Annotated in this window: 17 protein-coding genes and 1 riboswitch; of the genes, 9 read left to right on the forward strand and 8 right to left on the reverse strand. The window is 71.3% G+C overall.

The annotated features are described in order from the left end of the window. Positions 1-384: 384 nt before the first annotated feature. On the reverse strand, positions 385-960 hold the full coding sequence (locus tag ACZ4SF_RS18360; RefSeq protein WP_094217109.1) for a TerD family protein: 576 nt from the start codon (positions 958-960) through the stop codon (positions 385-387). A gap of 179 nt (positions 961-1,139) precedes the next feature. Here ACZ4SF_RS18360 and arfB point away from each other — a divergent pair, with 179 nt between their 5' ends. Together arfB and ACZ4SF_RS18370 are read left to right on the forward strand one after the other, a co-directional pair. Then, the gene (gene arfB / locus ACZ4SF_RS18365) at positions 1,140-1,577 is read left to right on the forward strand and encodes an alternative ribosome rescue aminoacyl-tRNA hydrolase ArfB (RefSeq protein ID WP_468385167.1); all 438 of its coding nucleotides are present in this window, start codon (positions 1,140-1,142) and stop codon (positions 1,575-1,577) included. Between the two features lie 162 nt (positions 1,578-1,739). Then, on the forward strand, positions 1,740-2,579 hold the full coding sequence (locus tag ACZ4SF_RS18370) for a sigma-70 family RNA polymerase sigma factor (protein ID WP_468385170.1): 840 nt from the start codon (positions 1,740-1,742) through the stop codon (positions 2,577-2,579). A 48-nt stretch (positions 2,580-2,627) separates the two neighbouring features. Here ACZ4SF_RS18370 and ACZ4SF_RS18375 read toward each other — a convergent pair whose 3' ends face one another. Both ACZ4SF_RS18375 and ACZ4SF_RS18380 read right to left on the reverse strand, forming a co-directional pair. Further along, positions 2,628-3,086 (reverse strand): GNAT family N-acetyltransferase, encoded by a 459-nt coding sequence (locus tag ACZ4SF_RS18375; protein WP_468385172.1) that lies wholly within the window; start codon positions 3,084-3,086, stop codon positions 2,628-2,630. A 64-nt stretch (positions 3,087-3,150) separates the two neighbouring features. After that, positions 3,151-3,723 carry a flavin reductase family protein gene (locus ACZ4SF_RS18380; RefSeq protein WP_468385174.1) on the reverse strand — a complete coding sequence of 191 codons (573 nt, stop codon included), beginning with the start codon at positions 3,721-3,723 and terminating at the stop codon, positions 3,151-3,153. A 349-nt stretch (positions 3,724-4,072) separates the two neighbouring features. Here ACZ4SF_RS18380 and cdgB point away from each other — a divergent pair, with 349 nt between their 5' ends. Together cdgB and ACZ4SF_RS18390 are read left to right on the forward strand one after the other, a co-directional pair. Then, positions 4,073-5,767, forward strand: coding sequence for a diguanylate cyclase CdgB (cdgB, locus tag ACZ4SF_RS18385; RefSeq protein ID WP_468385177.1), 1,695 nt, complete (start codon positions 4,073-4,075; stop codon positions 5,765-5,767). A 117-nt stretch (positions 5,768-5,884) separates the two neighbouring features. Then, positions 5,885-6,817, forward strand: coding sequence for a carbohydrate-binding protein (locus ACZ4SF_RS18390; protein WP_468385179.1), 933 nt, complete (start codon positions 5,885-5,887; stop codon positions 6,815-6,817). 20 nt (positions 6,818-6,837) lie between these two features. Here ACZ4SF_RS18390 and ACZ4SF_RS18395 read toward each other — a convergent pair whose 3' ends face one another. From ACZ4SF_RS18395 to ACZ4SF_RS18405, 3 genes are all read right to left on the reverse strand, one after another. After that, positions 6,838-7,767: a 1-phosphofructokinase family hexose kinase gene (locus tag ACZ4SF_RS18395; protein WP_468385181.1), complete on the reverse strand. Its 930-nt coding sequence runs from the start codon at positions 7,765-7,767 to the stop codon at positions 6,838-6,840. A 121-nt stretch (positions 7,768-7,888) separates the two neighbouring features. Beyond that, positions 7,889-9,016: an N-acetylglucosamine-6-phosphate deacetylase gene (nagA, locus tag ACZ4SF_RS18400; protein WP_468385960.1), complete on the reverse strand. Its 1,128-nt coding sequence runs from the start codon at positions 9,014-9,016 to the stop codon at positions 7,889-7,891. Positions 9,017-9,132: 116 nt separating this feature from the next. Continuing rightward, positions 9,133-10,077, reverse strand: coding sequence for an ROK family protein (locus ACZ4SF_RS18405; protein WP_468385963.1), 945 nt, complete (start codon positions 10,075-10,077; stop codon positions 9,133-9,135). 112 nt (positions 10,078-10,189) lie between these two features. On the opposite strand from ACZ4SF_RS18405, the gene ACZ4SF_RS18410 reads away from it, so the two are divergent. From ACZ4SF_RS18410 to otsB, 3 genes are all read left to right on the forward strand, one after another. Beyond that, on the forward strand, positions 10,190-11,464 hold the full coding sequence (locus ACZ4SF_RS18410) for an ABC transporter substrate-binding protein (RefSeq protein ID WP_468385966.1): 1,275 nt from the start codon (positions 10,190-10,192) through the stop codon (positions 11,462-11,464). Positions 11,465-11,499: 35 nt separating this feature from the next. Beyond that, positions 11,500-11,733 (forward strand): DUF3263 domain-containing protein, encoded by a 234-nt coding sequence (locus ACZ4SF_RS18415; RefSeq protein ID WP_468385184.1) that lies wholly within the window; start codon positions 11,500-11,502, stop codon positions 11,731-11,733. Positions 11,734-12,039: 306 nt separating this feature from the next. After that, positions 12,040-12,873: a trehalose-phosphatase gene (otsB, locus tag ACZ4SF_RS18420; protein ID WP_468385187.1), complete on the forward strand. Its 834-nt coding sequence runs from the start codon at positions 12,040-12,042 to the stop codon at positions 12,871-12,873. On the opposite strand, the gene ACZ4SF_RS18425 is transcribed toward otsB, so the two are convergent. Both ACZ4SF_RS18425 and ACZ4SF_RS18430 read right to left on the reverse strand, forming a co-directional pair. Beyond that, the gene (locus ACZ4SF_RS18425; RefSeq protein WP_468385188.1) at positions 12,861-14,315 is read right to left on the reverse strand and encodes an alpha,alpha-trehalose-phosphate synthase (UDP-forming); all 1,455 of its coding nucleotides are present in this window, start codon (positions 14,313-14,315) and stop codon (positions 12,861-12,863) included. The genes otsB and ACZ4SF_RS18425 overlap by 13 nt on opposite strands. A 73-nt stretch (positions 14,316-14,388) precedes the next feature. Then, positions 14,389-15,360 carry a glucosyl-3-phosphoglycerate synthase gene (locus ACZ4SF_RS18430; RefSeq protein WP_468385190.1) on the reverse strand — a complete coding sequence of 324 codons (972 nt, stop codon included), beginning with the start codon at positions 15,358-15,360 and terminating at the stop codon, positions 14,389-14,391. Between the two features lie 160 nt (positions 15,361-15,520). After that, positions 15,521-15,677: riboswitch (SAM riboswitch) on the forward strand. A 17-nt stretch (positions 15,678-15,694) separates the two neighbouring features. On the opposite strand from ACZ4SF_RS18430, the gene thrC reads away from it, so the two are divergent. Next, positions 15,695-16,978 (forward strand): threonine synthase, encoded by a 1,284-nt coding sequence (thrC, locus tag ACZ4SF_RS18435; protein ID WP_468385192.1) that lies wholly within the window; start codon positions 15,695-15,697, stop codon positions 16,976-16,978. After that, complete coding sequence (locus ACZ4SF_RS18440; RefSeq protein ID WP_468385193.1) at positions 16,975-17,250, forward strand: MoaD/ThiS family protein; 276 nt, start codon at positions 16,975-16,977, stop codon at positions 17,248-17,250. The genes thrC and ACZ4SF_RS18440 overlap by 4 nt, the downstream gene beginning before the upstream one ends. Positions 17,251-17,670: the final 420 nt, after the last annotated feature.

The raw sequence follows: 17,670 nt of genomic DNA on the forward strand, positions 1-17,670 counted from the left end.
TTGCGGCGGGCGAGGAGAGAGTGACACCGGACCCCGGTTGTTTGACAGGGGTCGGTCAAGAATTTACGTGTTCGTATCCGAAAGCCGTGCTGCGGAACCCGCTATGCGGACACGGCGGAAGGCCTCAACTGCTGCTGTTCAAAGCGCAGTTGAGGGGTGTGGCGTCACACCTGGCGCAGCGGGCCTGCGCAGGGACGGCACAGCAGCGGCCGAAGGCCCGGCCGGTGGGCGCACGGCTTTCCTGCGCACGCGCGGAAGCCCCGGCCGCGGACCGTCGCAGCCAGGGCTTCCGTCGAGTGCCGGGGCTTTCCGTTGCCGGAGGGCCCGGTGAAACCGGTGTCCGGGCTCCCCTTCGCCGGGGTGTCCGGTGATCCCGGGGATCCGTCAGACGTTCACGCCGAAGTCCTGGGCGATGCCGACCAGGCCCGAGGCGTAACCCTGACCGACCGCGCGGAACTTCCACTCCGCGCCGTTGCGGTACAGCTCGCCGAAGACCATGGCCGTCTCGGTGGCCGCGTCCTCGGAGAGGTCGTACCGCGCGATCTCGGCGCCGCCGGCCTGGTTGATGATGCGGATGTAGGCGTTGCGGACCTGGCCGAAGTTCTGGCCGCGGTTCTCGGCGTCGTAGATGGAGACCGGGAAGACGATCTTGTCGATGTCGGCCGGGAGCGCGGCCAGGTTGACGTTGATCGCCTCGTCGTCGCCCGCGCCCTCGCCCGTGCGGTTGTCACCGGTGTGGACGATGGAGTTGTCCGGGGTCTGCTTGTTGTTGAAGAAGACGAAGTGGCCGTCCGAGTAGACCTTGCCCTGGCCGTTCACCGCGATGGCGGACGCGTCCAGGTCGAAGTCCGTGCCGGTGGTGGTGCGGACGTCCCAGCCGAGGCCCACGGTGACGGCGGTCAGGCCCGGAGCCTCCTTGGTGAGCGAGACGTTGCCACCCTTGGACAGGCTTACAGCCATGATTGGGAGTCCCTTCCCTAGATACCGTGCATATCCGTGCACGTCCGTCGTGCACGTGTGTGCCGACGAAGCTACCGTCACCCGGGAGAACGTCGAGGGGGTCCCGGTGGTTCCGGATCCCTTTACCTTTTTTACCGAGCTGGAAATCCAGGTGACGTGCACCGGGCCGGACCGGGAACATGGAACGCATGTCCGGGCCTTATTTCATCCGTGGCTCGGTCTCGCTTCCCGAGGCCGAGCTGATGTGGCGTTTCTCCAGGTCGTCCGGGCCCGGCGGGCAGCACGTCAACACCAGCGACTCTCAGGTGGAGCTGCGCTTCGACCTCGCCCGCACCGAGGCACTGCCCGAGGTGTGGAAGGAGCGGGCGCTGCAGCGGCTGGCCGGCCGCCTCGCCGACGGGGTGGTGTCCGTACGGGCCAGTGAGCACCGCTCCCAGTGGCGCAACCGCGAGTCCGCCGCCGTACGTCTCGCCGCGCTCCTCGCGGAGGCCACCGCGCCGCCGCCGAAGCCCCGCAAGCCGACCCGCATCCCGCGCGGCATCAACGAACGCCGGCTGCGGCAGAAGAAGCAGCGCGCGGAGACGAAGCGGGGGCGTTCCGGCCGGGACTGGGGTTAGGCGGCCGGGAGGCGCGGGCGTGACGGCCGGGGCCAGGCGGCCGGGAGGCCCGGTCGTGATGTCCGGGCGCCCTGGCACATCGGCGCCTTGTCACATCTCCGGGTTCTGCGTCGTCAGTGTGGTGCAGGAGCACCGAGGACGACGGAGAGGCCGGGCCCACCCATGACCGACAACGACTTTCTCGCCGAGCGGTTCGAGGCGTACCGCGGGCATCTGCGGGCCGTCGCCTACCGGATGCTGGGCTCGGTCGCCGAGGCCGAGGACGCCGTCCAGGAGGCGTGGCTCCGGCTGAGCCGGTCCGACACCCGGGAGGTGGAGAACCTCGGGGGCTGGCTGACGACCGTCGTGGGCCGGGTCTGCCTCGACATGCTCCGCTCCCGCCGCTCGCGGGGCGAGGAGCCGCTGGACACCTGGCACCCGGCGCCCTCCGCCGATCCGGACCCCGCGCAGGACGCGCTGCTCGCCGACTCGGTCGGGCTGGCCCTCCTCGTCGTCCTCGACACGCTGTCGCCGGCCGAGCGGCTGGCCTTCGTGCTGCACGACCTGTTCGGGGTGCCCTTCGAGGAGATCGGCGGCATCCTCGGCCGCGCCCCGGCCACGGCACGGCAGCTGGCCAGCCGGGCGCGGCGCCGGGTGCGGGGGGTCGAGGCGCCGGAGGCCGATCTGGTGCGGCAGCGGGAGGTGGTGGACGCCTTCCTCGCCGCCGCGCGGAACGGGGACTTCGACGGCCTGCTCGCGGTGCTCGACCCGGATGTGGTGGCCCGCAGCGAGGCCGGGGTCACCAGTGGCGCGAGCCGGGTCGCCGCGGGTGCGACGAGCTTCGCCCGCCTGGCGCGCATCGCGCGTCCGGTCCTGGTCGACGGTGCGACCGGCCTGGCGGTGTACGCGGACGACCGCCTGGAGCGCGTGCTGACCTTCGCCTTCGTGGCCGACCACATCTCGGTCATCGAGGTCGTCTCCGACCCCGCCCGGCTGGCCGGCTTCACCGTCGAAGAGGTCTAGCCGGCCGGGGGCCCTGCCGGGCGTGGGGGAGCGGGCGGTGGGCGGCGGTCACAGGTCCAGCACGCCGACCGCCTCCCCTTCGGCCAGCTCCCCGTTCTTGCGGAAGCCCAGGCCGAGGTAGAACTCCTCGGGACCGTCCGGGCCGGGGTGCCAGCTGACGTAGAACTCCTTGCCGCCGCGACGGCGGATCTCCTCGGCCACGGCCTCGACGGCGAACCGGCCGTACCCCCTGCCCTGTTCGCCGGCGGCGATGTTCAGCCGCCACAGACCGGAGCGGTGCACGGTGCCGTTCTCGAACCAGTCGATGTCGAAGAAGGCCATCAGAAAGCCGACCGGGCGGCCGTCGTCGAGGATCAGGCGGGGCCAGGCGACGCCGTCCGGATGGACGTATGCCTCGGCGAGGGACTTGATGACGGGGGCGACGTTCTTTTCCTGTTCGGGCCGGACGCGGATGCCCACGGCGGCGTCGAAGTTCTGCGGAGTCACTACTTCCAGACGGACGGTCATCCCGGCACCTTAGGCAACCGTGTTTCCGGGAAGCCACGGAATATCGCGGACGCGGAATTCCGGATCAGCCCAGTTGCCGGTACCGGCCGCGGAAGTACAGCAGTGGTCCGCCTTCCGCGCTGGGTACGTGCGCGGTGAGGACGCGGCCGATGAGCAGGGTGTGGTCGCCGGCGGCCACCCGCTGCTCGGTGCGGCACTCCAGGGTGGCCAGCGCGCCCCCGACCAGCGGGGCGCCGGTGGCCTCGCCGCGGGTGTAGGGGATGTCCTCGAAGAGCAGCCGGTCGCTGATGCGGCCCTTCATCGCGAAGCGGCCCGCGATGTGCCGCTGGCTCTCGGTGAGGACGGAGACCGCCCACAGCGGCTGCTCGGCGAGCAGGTCGTCCATGCGGGCGCCCTCACGCAGGCTGACCAGCACCAGCGGCGGGTCCAGCGAGACGGACATGAAGGCGGTGGCGGTCATGCCGACGTCCTCCATGTCCGGTGCCTGGGGGTCGTCCGGGTCCAGCGGCGGTTCCTGCGCGGTGACCAGGACCACGCCGGCGGCCAGCCGGGACATGGCGGCCCGGAACTCGTCGTTGCTCACCCCCTCAGCATGCCCGGTGGGCAGGGGGGTGGTGGCAGAGGCAGTCTTCAGCACGCCGGAAACGCTAGTCTCCGTCCTGTGCGGGCCGCATCGGCCCTGCGCCCGAGCCTGGTCCTAGGACCAGCGGCGCATTCATACGTGCACCATCTGTGCCCATCCGGAAAGTTCGCGCTCGGTAAACGCACAGGGAAAATGCAGAAACTCCACTCAAATGTTCACGTTCTCCTGTGACTTGAGTCACAAGGGGCAGGAATTGTTGACCCTGTGTACCGAGTGGGCAGCGCGCTGTGATTCAGTGGCGGGGAGCCGCAGGAGACACGTCGAAGTCACCGTAAGAGCCACCGTAGAGAAGCGCCGAAGACAACCCTTGATTCGCCTGCGAGGTCTCGGGGGGAGGGCGAGCATGGAGACCGAGTCGGAGCCGTATGTCCGTCTTGCGTCCCTGCGACAGCTGCACCAGGTCATGGCCGACATGAACACGGCACGCAGCCTGGCGGACACACTGCAGACCGTCGCCGACGGCGTCGTGGGCGCCCTCGGGTACGAGATGGCGGCCGTCAACCTCGTGCGCCAGGACGGCGATCTCGTGGTCGCCGCCTTCTCCGGGAACTCCGCCGCCGAGGCCCTGATCACCGGCCGGGTCGGTTCCCGCGAGTCCTGGGACCGGCGGCTGAGCATGGGCGAGCACTGGGGCGACCTCGTCTTCATACCGCACACCGAGGGCTGGGTCCTGGACGAGGACGACGTCCCGCAGTGGTACACCGACGGGCCCGCGCCCCGCTTCGAGGACGAGTGGCACCCCTCCGACCGGCTCTTCGCGCCCATGTACACCCCGGGCGTGCAGGGCGGCTCCTCCGGTGAGCTGCTCGGCGTCATATCCGTCGACCGGCCGCGCAACGGCCGCCGCCCGGGTGCCTGGGGCCGCGAGGCCCTGCAGATGTACGCCTTCCAGGCAGCCATCGCGATCAGCAACGCGCGTCTACGTGCCAACATGCAGCGCGCCCTGGTCCGTCTGGAGCGCGAGCAGCAGGCCCTGCGCGCCAGCGAGGAATCCTTCCGGCAGGCCTTCGAGTACGCCCCTTCCGGCATGGCCATCGCCGAGATGGGCGGCGACCAGCACGGCCGCATCCTGCGCACCAACGACGCCCTGTGCCGGCTGCTCGGCCGGCCCGCCTCCGCGATGCGCCGCTACTCCTTCTCCGACCTCGTCCACCCCGAGGACATCGGCACCCTGCTGCGCACCTCGGCGGAGGGCGGCCGCGCGGAACTCCGGCTCGGCCGCCGGGACGGCACGTACGTGTGGGTGTCGCTGCGCAACAGCGTCGTCGCGGACGCCGCGGACGGCCCCCGTTTCCTGCTCACCCACGTCGAGGACATAGAGGAGCGCAAGCGGCGCGAGCTGCAGCTCGCCCACCGGGCCTCCCACGACTCGCTGACCGGGCTGCCGAACTCCGCCGAGCTGCGCTCACGCCTGTCGGCCCGGCTCTGCCGGCGCCCCGCGCACGCCGACGCGCTGGAGTCCCTGGACGCGGCCTACGGCGGCCTGCCCCCGGCTCTCGGTTCCGCCCGGGCCGGGGACCCCGCCGCCTTCGACGCCTCCGTCGGCCACGGCTTCGACTTCCCGCCGGGGCCGGAGGCGTACGACGGCTACGACCACCATGAGCACACGGTCGCCCCCGAGGACGGCCGCGACGACGGCACCAAGGGCCTCGCGGTCCTCTTCTGCGACCTCGACGGCTTCAAGTCGATCAACGACCGCTTCGGCCACAACGCGGGCGACGCCGTCCTCATCGAGGTGGCCCGCAGGCTCTCCCGCGGGGTCCGCGACGGTGACACGGTGGCCCGCCTCGGTGGCGACGAGTTCGTGATCCTCGCCGACGGCCTCGGCCGGGCCGACGCCCAGGACCTCGCCGTGCGCCTGCGCAACGAGATCATCCAGCCGATCCGCGCCGAGGGCCGGGCGGTCCGGGTGGGCGCCAGCTTCGGCATCGGCTGGGCACACTGCGGTATGACCGCGGACGAGGTGCTGAAGTCAGCTGACGAGCGGATGTACGTCGAGAAACGATCTCGTCCCAAACAACACCGACGCGCGGGATGATCTGCAGGTCAGCGAGTTGATGCGGTGCGAGTCACCCGTTTGGGTCAGTCAGAGCGGGTAGGCTCGCCATTCCAGACCTGTACCGCATCCACCCGCACCTGCTGAGGAGACCAAGGGATGACGCCCGGCGAAAACGGCCCGAGCACGCCCGAGGACGACCCGTTCGGCTACCTGTACGCCGACGGCCAGGCCAGAGGGGCCCAGCCGCCGTCCGGCGGCTACGGCTACCCGAACTCGGTCAGCAGGGTGCGCGCGGTCGGTGAGCGCCAGTACAGCCCGCAGCAGGCGCCGTACGGTCAGCCGCCCACCGTCCCGCAGCAGCAGGGCGCCTACGGCCAGTCGAACGCCCACTACCAGGCACCGGAGACGCTGCCCGGCGGCGCCCCGGCCGCCCGCCAGCCCGCGCCGCCCGCCCCCGGCCGTCGCGGCCCGAACACCAAGGGCCTGCTGATCGGCGCGATCGCGGTGGTCGCCGCGGTCGTCATCGGCATCGGCATCGCGATGATCAACGGCAACACGGACGACGACAAGTCGAACAACGCGGCCGACCCGACCCCCACCCGGTCCCAGAACCACTCCCCGCGCCCGGCGAACAGCAATTCGCCGGCGAGCGGTGCGCTGGAGGCCGACGCCACCTCGAACGCCCTGCAGCTGGCGGGCGGCGCGGCGAAGGCGTCGGACATCAAGGGGGCGAAGACCTCCGACGGCAGCTATGTGGGCGGGCTGAACCAGGCCGGCGCGTCGGTCACCTGGACGGTCGACATCCCCTCCGACGGCCCGTACACGCTGTTCGCGGACTACAGCGCGGTCGAGGACCAGGAGATGTCGGTGACCATCAACGGCACCGTCTTCGGCAGCAAGATCGACATGGAGAACTACCGGCACGTCGCCGACGGTGACTTCGCCAAGGGCTGGACCACCTCCTACGTGTATCCGACCCTGAAGAAGGGCTCCAACACGCTCTCGATCGCCTGCCAGGCCGGCGACAAGTGCAACGTCCTGATCGAGAAGCTCTACATCAAGCCGGGCCACGTCAAGCGGGACGGCTAGGGGTTCTCGCACGACATCCCCTAAGCGGCACTGGCCTCTCCGGCCACCGCGACCCGCCCCAGCAGTTCCTCGTAGGCCGCCCGGTCGAACTCGCCCGCCGCGGTGGCCCGTACGGTCGCCGCCGACAGGGCGACCGCGCGGGCGAGGCGGTCCGGCCACGGGAGGCGTTCCGTCAGGCCCGACAGCAGTCCGGCGACGGCCGAGTCGCCCGCTCCGGTCGGGTTGCCGGGTATGCGGGCGGGCGGGGCGGCGCGCCAGCGGCCCTCGGGGGTGACGGCGAGCAGGCCGTCGGCGCCGAGGGAGGCGACCACCGCGTGCGCGCCGCGCCGGCGTGCGTCCTGGGTGGCGCGCAACGGCTCGTGGGAGCCGGTGAGTTCCGCCAGCTCGTCGGCGTTCGGCTTGATGACGTCCGGGCGGGCGGCGACCCCGCGGCGCAGCGGCTCACCGCTGGTGTCCAGCAGCACCGGGACGCCGAGTGCCCGTGCGCTGCGTACGAGGCTCGCGTACGCCCCCACCGGCACCCCCGGCGGCAGGCTGCCGCACAGCGCCACCGCCGAGACACCGGTCAGCAGCTCCTCGTACCGGTCCAGGAAGGCGCCCCACTCGGCCGGTGTGATCTGCGGGCCCGGCTCGTTCAGCTGGGTGGTGTCACCGGACAGCTGGTCCACGACGGCGATCGTGCGCCGGGTCGCCCCGGAGACCGGCACCAGCGCGTCCACCACCCCCGGCGTGTCCGTGAGCCGTTCGCGCAGCACCTGGCCGGTCGGGCCGCCCGCGAAGCCGGTGACCGTCACCTCGTGCCCGAGCGCGGCCAGCACCCGGGCGACGTTCACGCCCTTGCCGCCGGGCCGTTCGACGACCTCCGAGACGCGGTGCGAGGTGTGCGGCCGCAGCGACCGCACGTGATAGGTGATGTCGAGAGCGGTGTTCAGTGTGACCGTGAGGATCACCCGGGCCGACCTCCCTCGAAGTCCCTGTACCTGTCTTCGGTTTCCGGGGCCTCGATCATGCCAAAGAGAAGGCGGCCGGCCCAGTCCCGGGTCGGCCGCCTTTTCCGGAAACCCGGACGGATCAGGCCAGTTGGGGACCGACCACCCACTCGCCGTGCCGCATCACGCCCTTCAGCTCGAACTCCGCGTCCAGCACCACGAGGTCGGCGTCCTTGCCCGGCTCCAGGGAACCGACGCGGTCCGAGAGGCCGAGCAGCCGGGCCGGGGTGGCGGACAGGGCGGTCACGGCGTCCTCCACCGACAGCTTGTCGACGGTCACCGCCCGCTTGAACGCGCGGTCCAGGGTGAGCGTGGAGCCCGCGATGGAACCGCCCTCCACCAGCCGGGCCACCCCCTCGCTGACCTCCACCTCCAGCGGTCCGAGCATGTAGCGGCCGTCGCCGGCGCCGGCCGCGTCCATCGCGTCCGTGATGAAAGCGACCCGGTCCGGGCCCGCGTGACGGAACGCCAGCTCCAGCGCGGCCGGGTGCAGGTGCGTGCCGTCGTTGATCAGCTCCACCGTGACCCGCTCGTCCTCAAGCAGCGCGGCGACGGGGCCGGGGGCGCGGTGGCCCAGGGCGGGCATGGCGTTGAAGAGGTGGGTGGCGACCGTGGCCCCCGCGTCGATGGCCTCCACCGTCTGCTCGTACGTCGCGTCCGTGTGCCCGATCGCCGCGATCACCCCGTGCTCGGCCAGCAGCCGCACGGAGTCGATGCCGCCGGGCAGCTCGGCCGCGAGGGTCACCATCTTCGCCTTGCCGCGCGCCGCGTCGATCAGCTTGCGGACCTCGGCCGGCTCCGGGTCGCGCAGCAGCGCCTCGGAGTGCGCACCCTTGCGGCACGGGGCGATGAACGGTCCCTCGAAGTGGATGCCCGCGATGTCGCCCTGTTCGGCCAGTTCGCTCAGCAGGCCCGCCTGGCCGACCAGCAGGTCCATCTTGTCGGTGACGGTGGAGGCGACGAGGGTGGTGGTGCCGTGCAGGCGGTGGGTGCGGATCGCGGTGAGGATCTCCTCGGGGGTGCCGGAGAAGGAGGCTCCGCCGCCGCCGTGGTTGTGGATGTCGACGAAGCCGGGGACGACCCAGTGGCCGGTGAGGTCGATCACCTGGGCGCCGGCTGGTGCGGTACCGGCGATGTGCTTGCCGTCGACGGCCACGCGGCCGTTCTTCACCGTTCCGGTGGGGAGCACCACGTTCGCGCCGGTGAGCAGCTGCGGGCCGGTGGGGGTCGGTCGCGCCGCGCGGCGGAGCCGCTGATCAGCAGCGCCCCGCGCCCCGTCGGGCGCGCCGCCCGCCTCCGGAGTCTGGCTGTTCCGCTCAATGGCCATCAGGTGGTTACCTCCGGAGTCGCAGGGACGGAGTCGAGGAGATCGCGGGCCAGCAGCCCCGCGCCCAGGCAGCCGGCCGTGTCGCCGAGGGCGGCCGGGACGACGGCGGGCAGTTTCTGGAAGGTGACCCGCCGCCGGACGGCGTCCCGCAGCGGCTGGAACAACACTTCCCCCGCCTCGGCGAGCCCGCCACCGATGATCAGGGTGCGGGGGTCCAGCAGGGTGAGCGCGGTGACCAGGCCGTCGGCGAGCGCGTCCACGGCCTCCTGCCAGACCCGTACGGCCTCCGGGTCGCCGGACGCGACGGCCTCGGCGCAGTCCGCGGCGTCCGCGTCCGGGTCCCCGCAGGCCGCGGCCCATGCCTCGCTGACGGCGGACGCGGAGGCGTACCGCTCCAGACAGCCGTGCTGGCCGCAGGGGCAGTGCGTACCGCCGGGGCGTACGACGACGTGGCCGATCTCGCCCGCGAAGCCGTGCGCGCCGGACTCCACCCGGCCGTCGATGCCGATGGCGCCGGCGATCCCGGTGCCGAGCGGCACGAACAGGAACCGGTCCGCGCCCCGGCCGGCGCCGATCCGGCCCTCGGCGAGGCCGCCGGTGCGCACGTCGTGGCCGAGGGCGACGGGCACCCCGAGCCGGTCGGCGAGCAGGGCTCGCAGGGGCACGTCCTGCCAGCCGAGGTTGGCCGCGTAGACGGCGGTGCCGTGCTCCTCGTCGACGATGCCGGGGACCGCGATGCCGGCCGCGGCGGCCGGTTCGCCGTACTGCTCGATGCCGTGGGCGCGCAGCTCGGCGGCGAAGTCGAGGATGCCCGCGACCACCGCCTCGGGGCCGCGCTCGCGGCCGGTGGCGCGGCGGGCGCGGTGGAGCAGTGCGCCGTCGTCGCCGACGAGGGCGGCCTTCATCCCGGTACCGCCCACGTCCAGGGCGATGACATGTCTCACCACGGGGCCTAGTGTGGCCCTCCCACCCGGGAGAGGTCTAGTCCACTCGCGTGGTGTAGACCTTATGTGTCCACATATCGAACGGTCAGACAGCAGGGTTGGGGTTTTGAGGGTGCGTCGGCGTACGGCAGGAACGATCGCGGTGGTGTCCGCACTGGGCATGACGGCGGTTCTCGGCGGCTGCGGGAGCACGGGCTCCTCCGACGTGACCCTCAGACTCGTCGCCGCCGACTACGGCGACTCCTCCGCCAACAGCTCCAAGAAGTACTGGGACACCCTGGCCGAGGAGTACGAGTCGAAGCACCCCGACGTGAAGGTCGAGGTCAGCGTCTACTCCTGGAACGACGTCGACCGCAAGGTCAAGGAGATGGTCGACGCCGGCCACGCGCCCGACATGGCGCAGATCGGCGCGTACGCCGACTACGCCGCCGCCGGCAAGCTCTACCCGGCCTCCGACCTGCTCTCCATCCGCACCCAGGCCGACTTCATCTCCCAGCTCTCCGACGCCGGCGAGTGGAAGCACACGCAGTACGGCATCCCCTTCGCCGCCTCCACCCGGGTGCTCTTCTACAACAAGACCCTGTTCGCCAAGGCCGGCCTCACCCCGCCCGCCACCTGGGACCAGCTGGCCGCCGACGCCGAGGCGCTCAAGAGCAAGGGCGTGAAGTACCCCTACGCGCTGCCGCTCGGCTCCGAGGAGGCACAGGCCGAGACCATGCAGTGGCTGCTCAGCGGCGGCAGCGGCTACACCGACGACGTCGGCACCTACACCCTCGACTCCGCGCAGAACGTCGAGACCTTCACGTGGCTCAAGGACGAGCTGGTCGGCAAGGGCCTGACCGGTCCGGTCGCCCCCGGCAAGCTCAACCGTGCGGACGCCTTCGCCGCGTTCGCCGACGGCCAGGTCGGGATGCTCAACGGGCACCCCACGCTGATCCAGCAGGCCGGCAAGAAGGGCGTGAAGTTCGGCATGGTGCCGATGCCGGGCCGCACCGGCAAGGCCAGGGCGTCCATGGGCGTCGCCGACTGGATGATGGGCTTCAAGCAGAGCGGGCACGCCGAGCAGATCGGTGACTTCCTCGACTTCGTCTACACCCAGAAGAACGTGCTCGGCTTCTCGCGCGAGTACGGTCTGCTGCCGGTCACCAGCTCCGCCTCCAACGCCATGGCGGCGTCCGAGAAGTCCACGGACAAGGCCCTGCGCCCCTTCCTGGACCAGCTCGCCACCTCCGAGCTGTACCCGGTCGGCAAGACCTCCTGGGCGTCGGTCAGCGCGGCCGTGAAGCAGGACATCGGCCAGGCGGTCACCGGAGCCGGCAGCCCGTCCGGCGTGCTGACCCGGCTGCAGTCGACGGCCATGGCGGCCGACAGCAGCGACGTCGGCTAGACCGGCTGTCACTGCCCGGCGCTACCGTGGCCGCCATGGAACCGGGTGAACTGGGCAGCCGCGAAAAGGCCATCCTCGCGCTGGAGCGCCGGGGCTTCACCGGCCCCGGCGTGAAGGAACGCGCCATCCGCGAACAACTGGACCTGTCCCCGGTCCGCTACTACCAGCTCCTCAACGCCCTCCTGGACGACGAGCGCGCCCTGGCCCACGACCCGGTGACGGTGAACAGACTCAGACGGGTACGAGACGCCCACCGCACAGAACGCTGACCCCCACCGATCCGACTCCAGCCCACGCCGGCCCTCGTGCGGTGCCCTTTCGGCCCACCGGGTCGAAGCCCGCCATCCGGGCCGGGATTCCCGCTCGCGTCGGCTTTGTGAGCCACCCTCGCGGCCGACCGAGCCCGGTCCCCGCCCACCAACCCGGGGCCGCTCGCGTCGGCCTCACAGGGTGCCCTTTCGGCCCACCGAGTCGGGTGGTGGGTGGGCGACGTGGGGTCCAGGGGCGGAGCCCCTGGCGGGGTCTGGGGCGGAGCCCCAGGAGTGACTCCGGTCCGCGCCGGATACTGTCGCGGTATGGACCCTCTGCCGACCCCGCAGACCCAGCAAGGCCGCCACGGACTCGCCACCCTGCTCGCGCAGCCCCGCACCGCAGTCATCGGCCTCGACTTCGACGGCACACTCGCCCCCATCGTCGCCGACCCCGAACAGGCCCGCGCCCACCCCGACGCCGTACCCGCCCTGGCCGCCCTCGCCCCGAAGGTCGCCTCCGTCGCCGTGATCACCGGCCGCCCGGCCGACGTCGCGGTCCGCTACGGCGGCTTCGGCGACGTCCCCGGCCTGGAGCACCTGACCGTCCTCGGCCACTACGGCGCCGAACGCTGGGACGCGGCCACCGGCGAGATCACCGCCCCCGCCCCGCACCCCGGCGTCGCCGCCGTCCGCGCCGGGCTGCCGGCCCTGCTGGAGCGCGCGGGAGCAGGCGAGGGCACCTGGATCGAGGAGAAGGGCCGCGCGGTGGCGGTCCACACCCGCCGTGCCACCGACCCACAGGCCACGTTCGAGTCCCTGCGCGCCCCCCTCGCCGACCTCGCCACCCGTCACGGCCTGATCGTCGAACCCGGCCGCCTGGTCCTGGAACTCCGCCCGCCGGGCATGGACAAGGGCGTGGCGCTCACCGAGCACGTCCGCACCACCGGCGCCGGCTGTGTCGTCTACGCCGGTGACGACCTGGGCGACCTCCCCGCCTTCGCCGCGATCGACAAGCTCCGCACCGACGGCATCCCCGGCCTCCTGATCTGCAGCGGCAGCACGGAGGTCACGGAACTGGCGGAACGCGCGGACCTGGTGGTGGCCGGCCCGGAGGGGGTCGTCGCACTCCTGCGGGCCCTGGCGGCTCAGCTCGGCTGACCGGTCAGCGCCTCCAGCTGATCCAGGAACCAACGAGCCGGCGGCAGCGCGGTCGCCGCTGCCGCCAGCCTCTTGGAGCGTTCCGCCCGCTCATCCGCCGGGAGGGTCAGCGCCTCGTGCAACGCCCGCGCGGTCCCCGCGATGTCGTACGGGTTCACCACGAAGGCGGCCTCGCCCAGCTCCTCGTACGCCCCGGCCTCCCGCGACAGCACCAGCGCGCAGCCCTCGTCGGAGACGACCGGGACCTCCTTGGCGACCAGGTTCATGCCGTCCCGGATGGGATTGACCAGGGCCACGTCGGCCAGCCGGTACGCGGCCAGGGAGCGGGCGAAGTCGTCCTTCACGTGCAGCACGACCGGCTTCCAGTCCGCCGTGCCGTACCGCTCGTTGATCTCGTCCGCGACCCGCTGCACCCCGGCGGTGTACTCGCGGTACACGGCGAGGTCCTGCCGGGAGGGGTAGGCGAAGGCCACGTGGACGACCTTCTCCCGCCACTCGGGGTGGTCCTCCAGCAGCTGCTCGTACGCCAGCAGCCCGCGCACGATGTTCTTGGACAGCTCGGTGCGGTCCACCCGGACGACGGCCCGGCGTGCCGTACCGTCCGGCGCGGTGCCGATCTCCTTCCGCAGTGCCGCCATCCGCTCGGCCACGTCGGGCTCGTGCGCCCGCTTGCGCAGGAAGTCGGCGTCCGCGCCCAGCCCGTGCACCCCGATCCGGGTGCCGGAGGGGATGCCGGGCCCGAGCACGGCGTGGCAGCAGTCCTTGAACGCGTCCGCCCACCGCCGGGTGAGGAACGCGGCCCGGTCGGCACCGAGGATGCCGGTCAGCAGCTCGGTCGCGATGTCGTCCGGCAGCAGACGGAAGTAGTCCGGCGGGGCCCAGGGGGTGTGCGAGAAGTGGCCGATGCGCAGGTCGGGGCGGAGCCGGCGGAGCATGCGGGGGGCGAGGGCCAGGTGGTAGTCCTGGATCAGCACCGCCGCGCCCTCGGCGGCCTCCTGGGCGAGCGCCTCGGCGAACGCCTGGTTGTAGGCCTCGTACGACGCCCACTGGCGCCGGAATTCCGCGTCGAAGACCGGTTCCAGCGGGGTCTGGTACAGCATGTGGTGGACGAACCAGAGGACCGAGTTGGCGATGCCGTTGTACGCCTCGGCGTGCACGGTCGCGTCGATGTCGAGCATCCGCACCCGCTGCCCGCCGGTGTCCTCGGCCGGCAGCAGCCCGCCGGCCGCGCGCCGTACGGCCTCCCGGTCGCCCTCGCCGAGCGCGGCGCACACCCATACGGAGTCCGCGTCCGACCCGATGGCGGACAACCCCGAGACGAGTCCGCCACCGCCCCGCCTGGCGTGCAGCGAGCCGTCCTCGCTCACCTGATGGGAGACCGGGCCGCGATTCGACGCGACCAGCACCTGAGCCTTTTCCGCAGCACCACGCGAGGAAGCCATACGCCTCAACCTAGCCCGGCCCGGAAACGCTCAAACGTACGTTCCGTCCGGGAAGAGACCGTATACGGCCCGTTCACGCCACCTTCCGGTCGGCGTACTCGGCGATCTCCAGCATCGGCGGCCGTTCCTCGGTGTCCACCGAGTAGGTACGCGGCTCGAACCCGTCCTCGCCCCGTTCGAACTGGGTCAGCGCGGGCCGGACCAGATGGCCGCGGGCCAGCCGGAGCTGGGCCGTGCGGTAGATGGCGGCGGCCATCCGGCCGAGGGCCTGCCCGTCCTGGTGGCGGTGTCTGCGCACGCCCACGTCGACCTGGGCCAGCGCGTCCAGGCCGACCAGGTGCAGCGCGTCCACGAGCATGCCCAGCTCCACGCCGTAGCCCACGGGGAACGGCAGCTGTTCCAGCAGGGACCGGCGGGCCGCGTACTCGCCCCCCAGCGGCTGCACGAAACCGGCCAGCTGGGGCCAGTGCATGTTCAGCAGGGGGCGGGCCATCAGCTCGGTGACCCGGCCGCCCTGTCCGCCGGCCGTACCGGCGGCGAGCGCATCGGATCCGGTGCCGAGCGGGCGGTCGTACATCGCCTTGACCAGTTCGAGGCCCGGGTCGGTGAGCAGTGGGCCGACGATCCCGGAGACGAAGTCGGAGGAGAACTCCTTCAGGTCCGCGTCGACGAAGCAGAGGATGTCCCCGCCGGTCACCAGCAGGGAGCGCCACAGCACCTCACCCTTGCCGGGGACGGCGGGCAGGCGGGGCAGGATGTCGTCGCGGTGGACCACGCGGGCGCCCGCGCCGGCGGCGACCTCGGAGGTGCGGTCGGTGGATCCGGAGTCGACGACGACGATCTCGTCGACGAGCGGGACCTTCTCCACGAGGTCGTGACGGATGGTCGCGACGATGTCGCCGACCGTCTCCTCCTCGTTGAGGGCGGGCAGTACGACGCTGATCGTGTGGCCCGTGCGCTGCTTGGCGGCCAGGATGCGGTGGAGCGGTCGATCGGCCACGGACCAGGACCGCTCGGCCAGCCAGCGCTCGACTTCTTCCAGCACGGTCTGCGGCTCCTCACTGTCGTGATCACACTCGGTGACAGCGTGTGATCCATCTCGCGGTTCGGACGACTATCTCAACTGTCCTGGCCTTCGGTTACAGTCTTGAACAACGCCGATGACCATCGCATGTCGGGGGTCACCGGCGTCCACAACCGCATACAGCTCATCCAGAGGGGCAGAGGGACACGGCCCGATGAAGCCCCGGCAACCCTCCAGTCGGTTCTCGTAGATCAGTCTTGATCGTTTCCGCGAGGCTCCCGGCTAGGGAAGGTGCCAAATCCGTCTCACGGCGAAGTGCGTCGTGAGGAAGATGAGGAGAAAGGGCCTCGCCTCCATGGCTGTGCAGACAGTTGCCACCACCAGCAGTTCCACCGTAGACCTCGGCCCCGCCGCGGCCCTCAGCTGTCGCGAGTGCGGTCACCGGGTGCCGCTCGGACCGGTGTTCGCCTGCGAGGAGTGTTTCGGCCCGCTGGAGATCGCCTACGACTTCTCCGCCTACGACACCGAAGAGCTGCGGGCGCGCATCGAGGCCGGCCCCGCGAACATCTGGCGCTACGCGCCCCTGCTGCCGGTCCCGGCGGACGTCGCCGGCAAGCCGAACATCAACCCGGGCTGGACCAAGCTCGTCAAGGCCGACAACCTGGCCGGCGAGCTGGGCGTCACCGGCGGGCTGTACATCAAGGACGACTCCGGCAACCCGACGCACTCCTTCAAGGACCGCGTCGTCGCCCAGGCCCTGGAGGCCGCCCGCGCCTTCGGCTTCACCACGCTCTCCTGCTCCTCCACCGGCAACCTGGCCGGTGCCGTCGGTGCCGCCGCGGCCCGGGCCGGTTTCCGGTCCTGCGTGTTCATCCCGCACGACCTGGAGCAGGGCAAGGTCGTCATGGCCGCGGTCTACGGCGGCGAACTCGTCGGCATCGAGGGCAACTACGACGACGTGAACCGCTTCTGCTCCGAGCTGATCGGCGACCCGGCCGGCGAGGGCTGGGGCTTCGTCAACGTGAACCTGCGGCCGTACTACGCGGAGGGCTCCAAGACCCTGGCGTACGAGATCTGCGAGCAGCTCGGCTGGCGGCTGCCCGACCAGATCGTGGTCCCGATCGCCTCCGGCTCCCAGCTCACGAAGATCGACAAGGGTCTGCAGGAGCTGATCAAGCTCGGCCTTGTCGAGGACAGGCCGTACAAGATCTTCGGCGCCCAGGCCGAGGGCTGCTCGCCGGTGTCCACCGCCTTCAAGGCCGGACACGACGTGGTCCGCCCGCAGAAGCCGAACACCATCGCCAAGTCCCTCGCCATCGGCAACCCGGCCGACGGGCCGTACGTCCTGGACATCGCGCGCCGCACCGGCGGCGCCGTGGAGGACGTGACGGACGAGCAGGTCGTGGACGCCATCAAGCTGCTGGCCCGCACGGAGGGCATCTTCGCCGAGACGGCGGGCGGGGTGACCGTCGGTGTCACCCGCAAGCTGCTCGAGGACGGCGTGCTGGACCCGGCGAAGACCACGGTCGTCCTCAACACCGGCGACGGCCTGAAGACCCTCGACGCGGTGGCCGGGACCGGCCTCAGCGCCACCATCCGCCCGACCCTGGACTCCTTCCGAGAGGCTGGCCTCGCATGAGCGTGACCGTTCGCATCCCCACCATCCTGCGCACCTACACCGGTGGCCGGGCCGAGGTCAGCGCCGAGGGCGCGACCCTCGCCGAGGTCATCACCGACCTGGAGAAGAACCACGCCGGGATCTCCGCCCGGGTCCTGGACGACCAGGGCAAGCTGCGCCGGTTCGTCAATGTGTACGTCAACGACGACGACGTCCGCTTCGAGCAGGGTCTGGACACGGCGACCCCCGAGGGCGCCGGCGTCTCGATCATTCCGGCGGTCGCCGGAGGCTGATTATTACCTTGGGTAACAGCAGTTACCCATTGTTCATCCGATTGCCCCCTCCGTGAGAGAAGCGGAGGGGGCAATTCTGTGTGATTGAGCGCGGTACAGTTGGGGAACACGGCCGTGGTCTTCGGGTCACGGGCCCTGGATTGATGCCGCAGAGCCCGACAAGAAGTAGCCAAAGTACTCGGGTTTTATGCGGCATTTGCTCCTTTTATGGAGCCCGACTTGCCCTGAATTCGGGCGAATTCTCACCACATTTCGGACCGTGTGCGTCCAGAATTCTCGTCCGATTGACCTGTTGCAGACGGCAGTTGGACAGATACATTCAGCCGCGGTCGACGCGTTCCGGCGCACGCCCCCGACCAGTTGAGGGGGCGAGGTCTGACCCGGGTCCGCGAAGTGTGGATCTGTGCAAGGGCCAGTAAT

It is taken from the genome of Streptomyces sp. NPDC027663 (assembly GCF_055566415.1).

Coding starts and splice junctions, on each gene's coding strand:
- ACZ4SF_RS18360 (WP_094217109.1), bottom strand. CDS start 960: ATGGCTGTAAGCCTGTCCAAGGGTGGCAACGTCTCGCTCACCAAGGAG.
- arfB (WP_468385167.1), top strand. CDS start 1,140: ATGGAACGCATGTCCGGGCCTTATTTCATCCGTGGCTCGGTCTCGCTT.
- ACZ4SF_RS18370 (WP_468385170.1), top strand. CDS start 1,740: ATGACCGACAACGACTTTCTCGCCGAGCGGTTCGAGGCGTACCGCGGG.
- ACZ4SF_RS18375 (WP_468385172.1), bottom strand. CDS start 3,086: ATGACCGTCCGTCTGGAAGTAGTGACTCCGCAGAACTTCGACGCCGCC.
- cdgB (WP_468385177.1), top strand. CDS start 4,073: ATGGAGACCGAGTCGGAGCCGTATGTCCGTCTTGCGTCCCTGCGACAG.
- ACZ4SF_RS18390 (WP_468385179.1), top strand. CDS start 5,885: ATGACGCCCGGCGAAAACGGCCCGAGCACGCCCGAGGACGACCCGTTC.
- ACZ4SF_RS18415 (WP_468385184.1), top strand. CDS start 11,500: ATGGAACCGGGTGAACTGGGCAGCCGCGAAAAGGCCATCCTCGCGCTG.
- otsB (WP_468385187.1), top strand. CDS start 12,040: ATGGACCCTCTGCCGACCCCGCAGACCCAGCAAGGCCGCCACGGACTC.
- ACZ4SF_RS18425 (WP_468385188.1), bottom strand. CDS start 14,315: ATGGCTTCCTCGCGTGGTGCTGCGGAAAAGGCTCAGGTGCTGGTCGCG.
- thrC (WP_468385192.1), top strand. CDS start 15,695: ATGGCTGTGCAGACAGTTGCCACCACCAGCAGTTCCACCGTAGACCTC.
- ACZ4SF_RS18440 (WP_468385193.1), top strand. CDS start 16,975: ATGAGCGTGACCGTTCGCATCCCCACCATCCTGCGCACCTACACCGGT.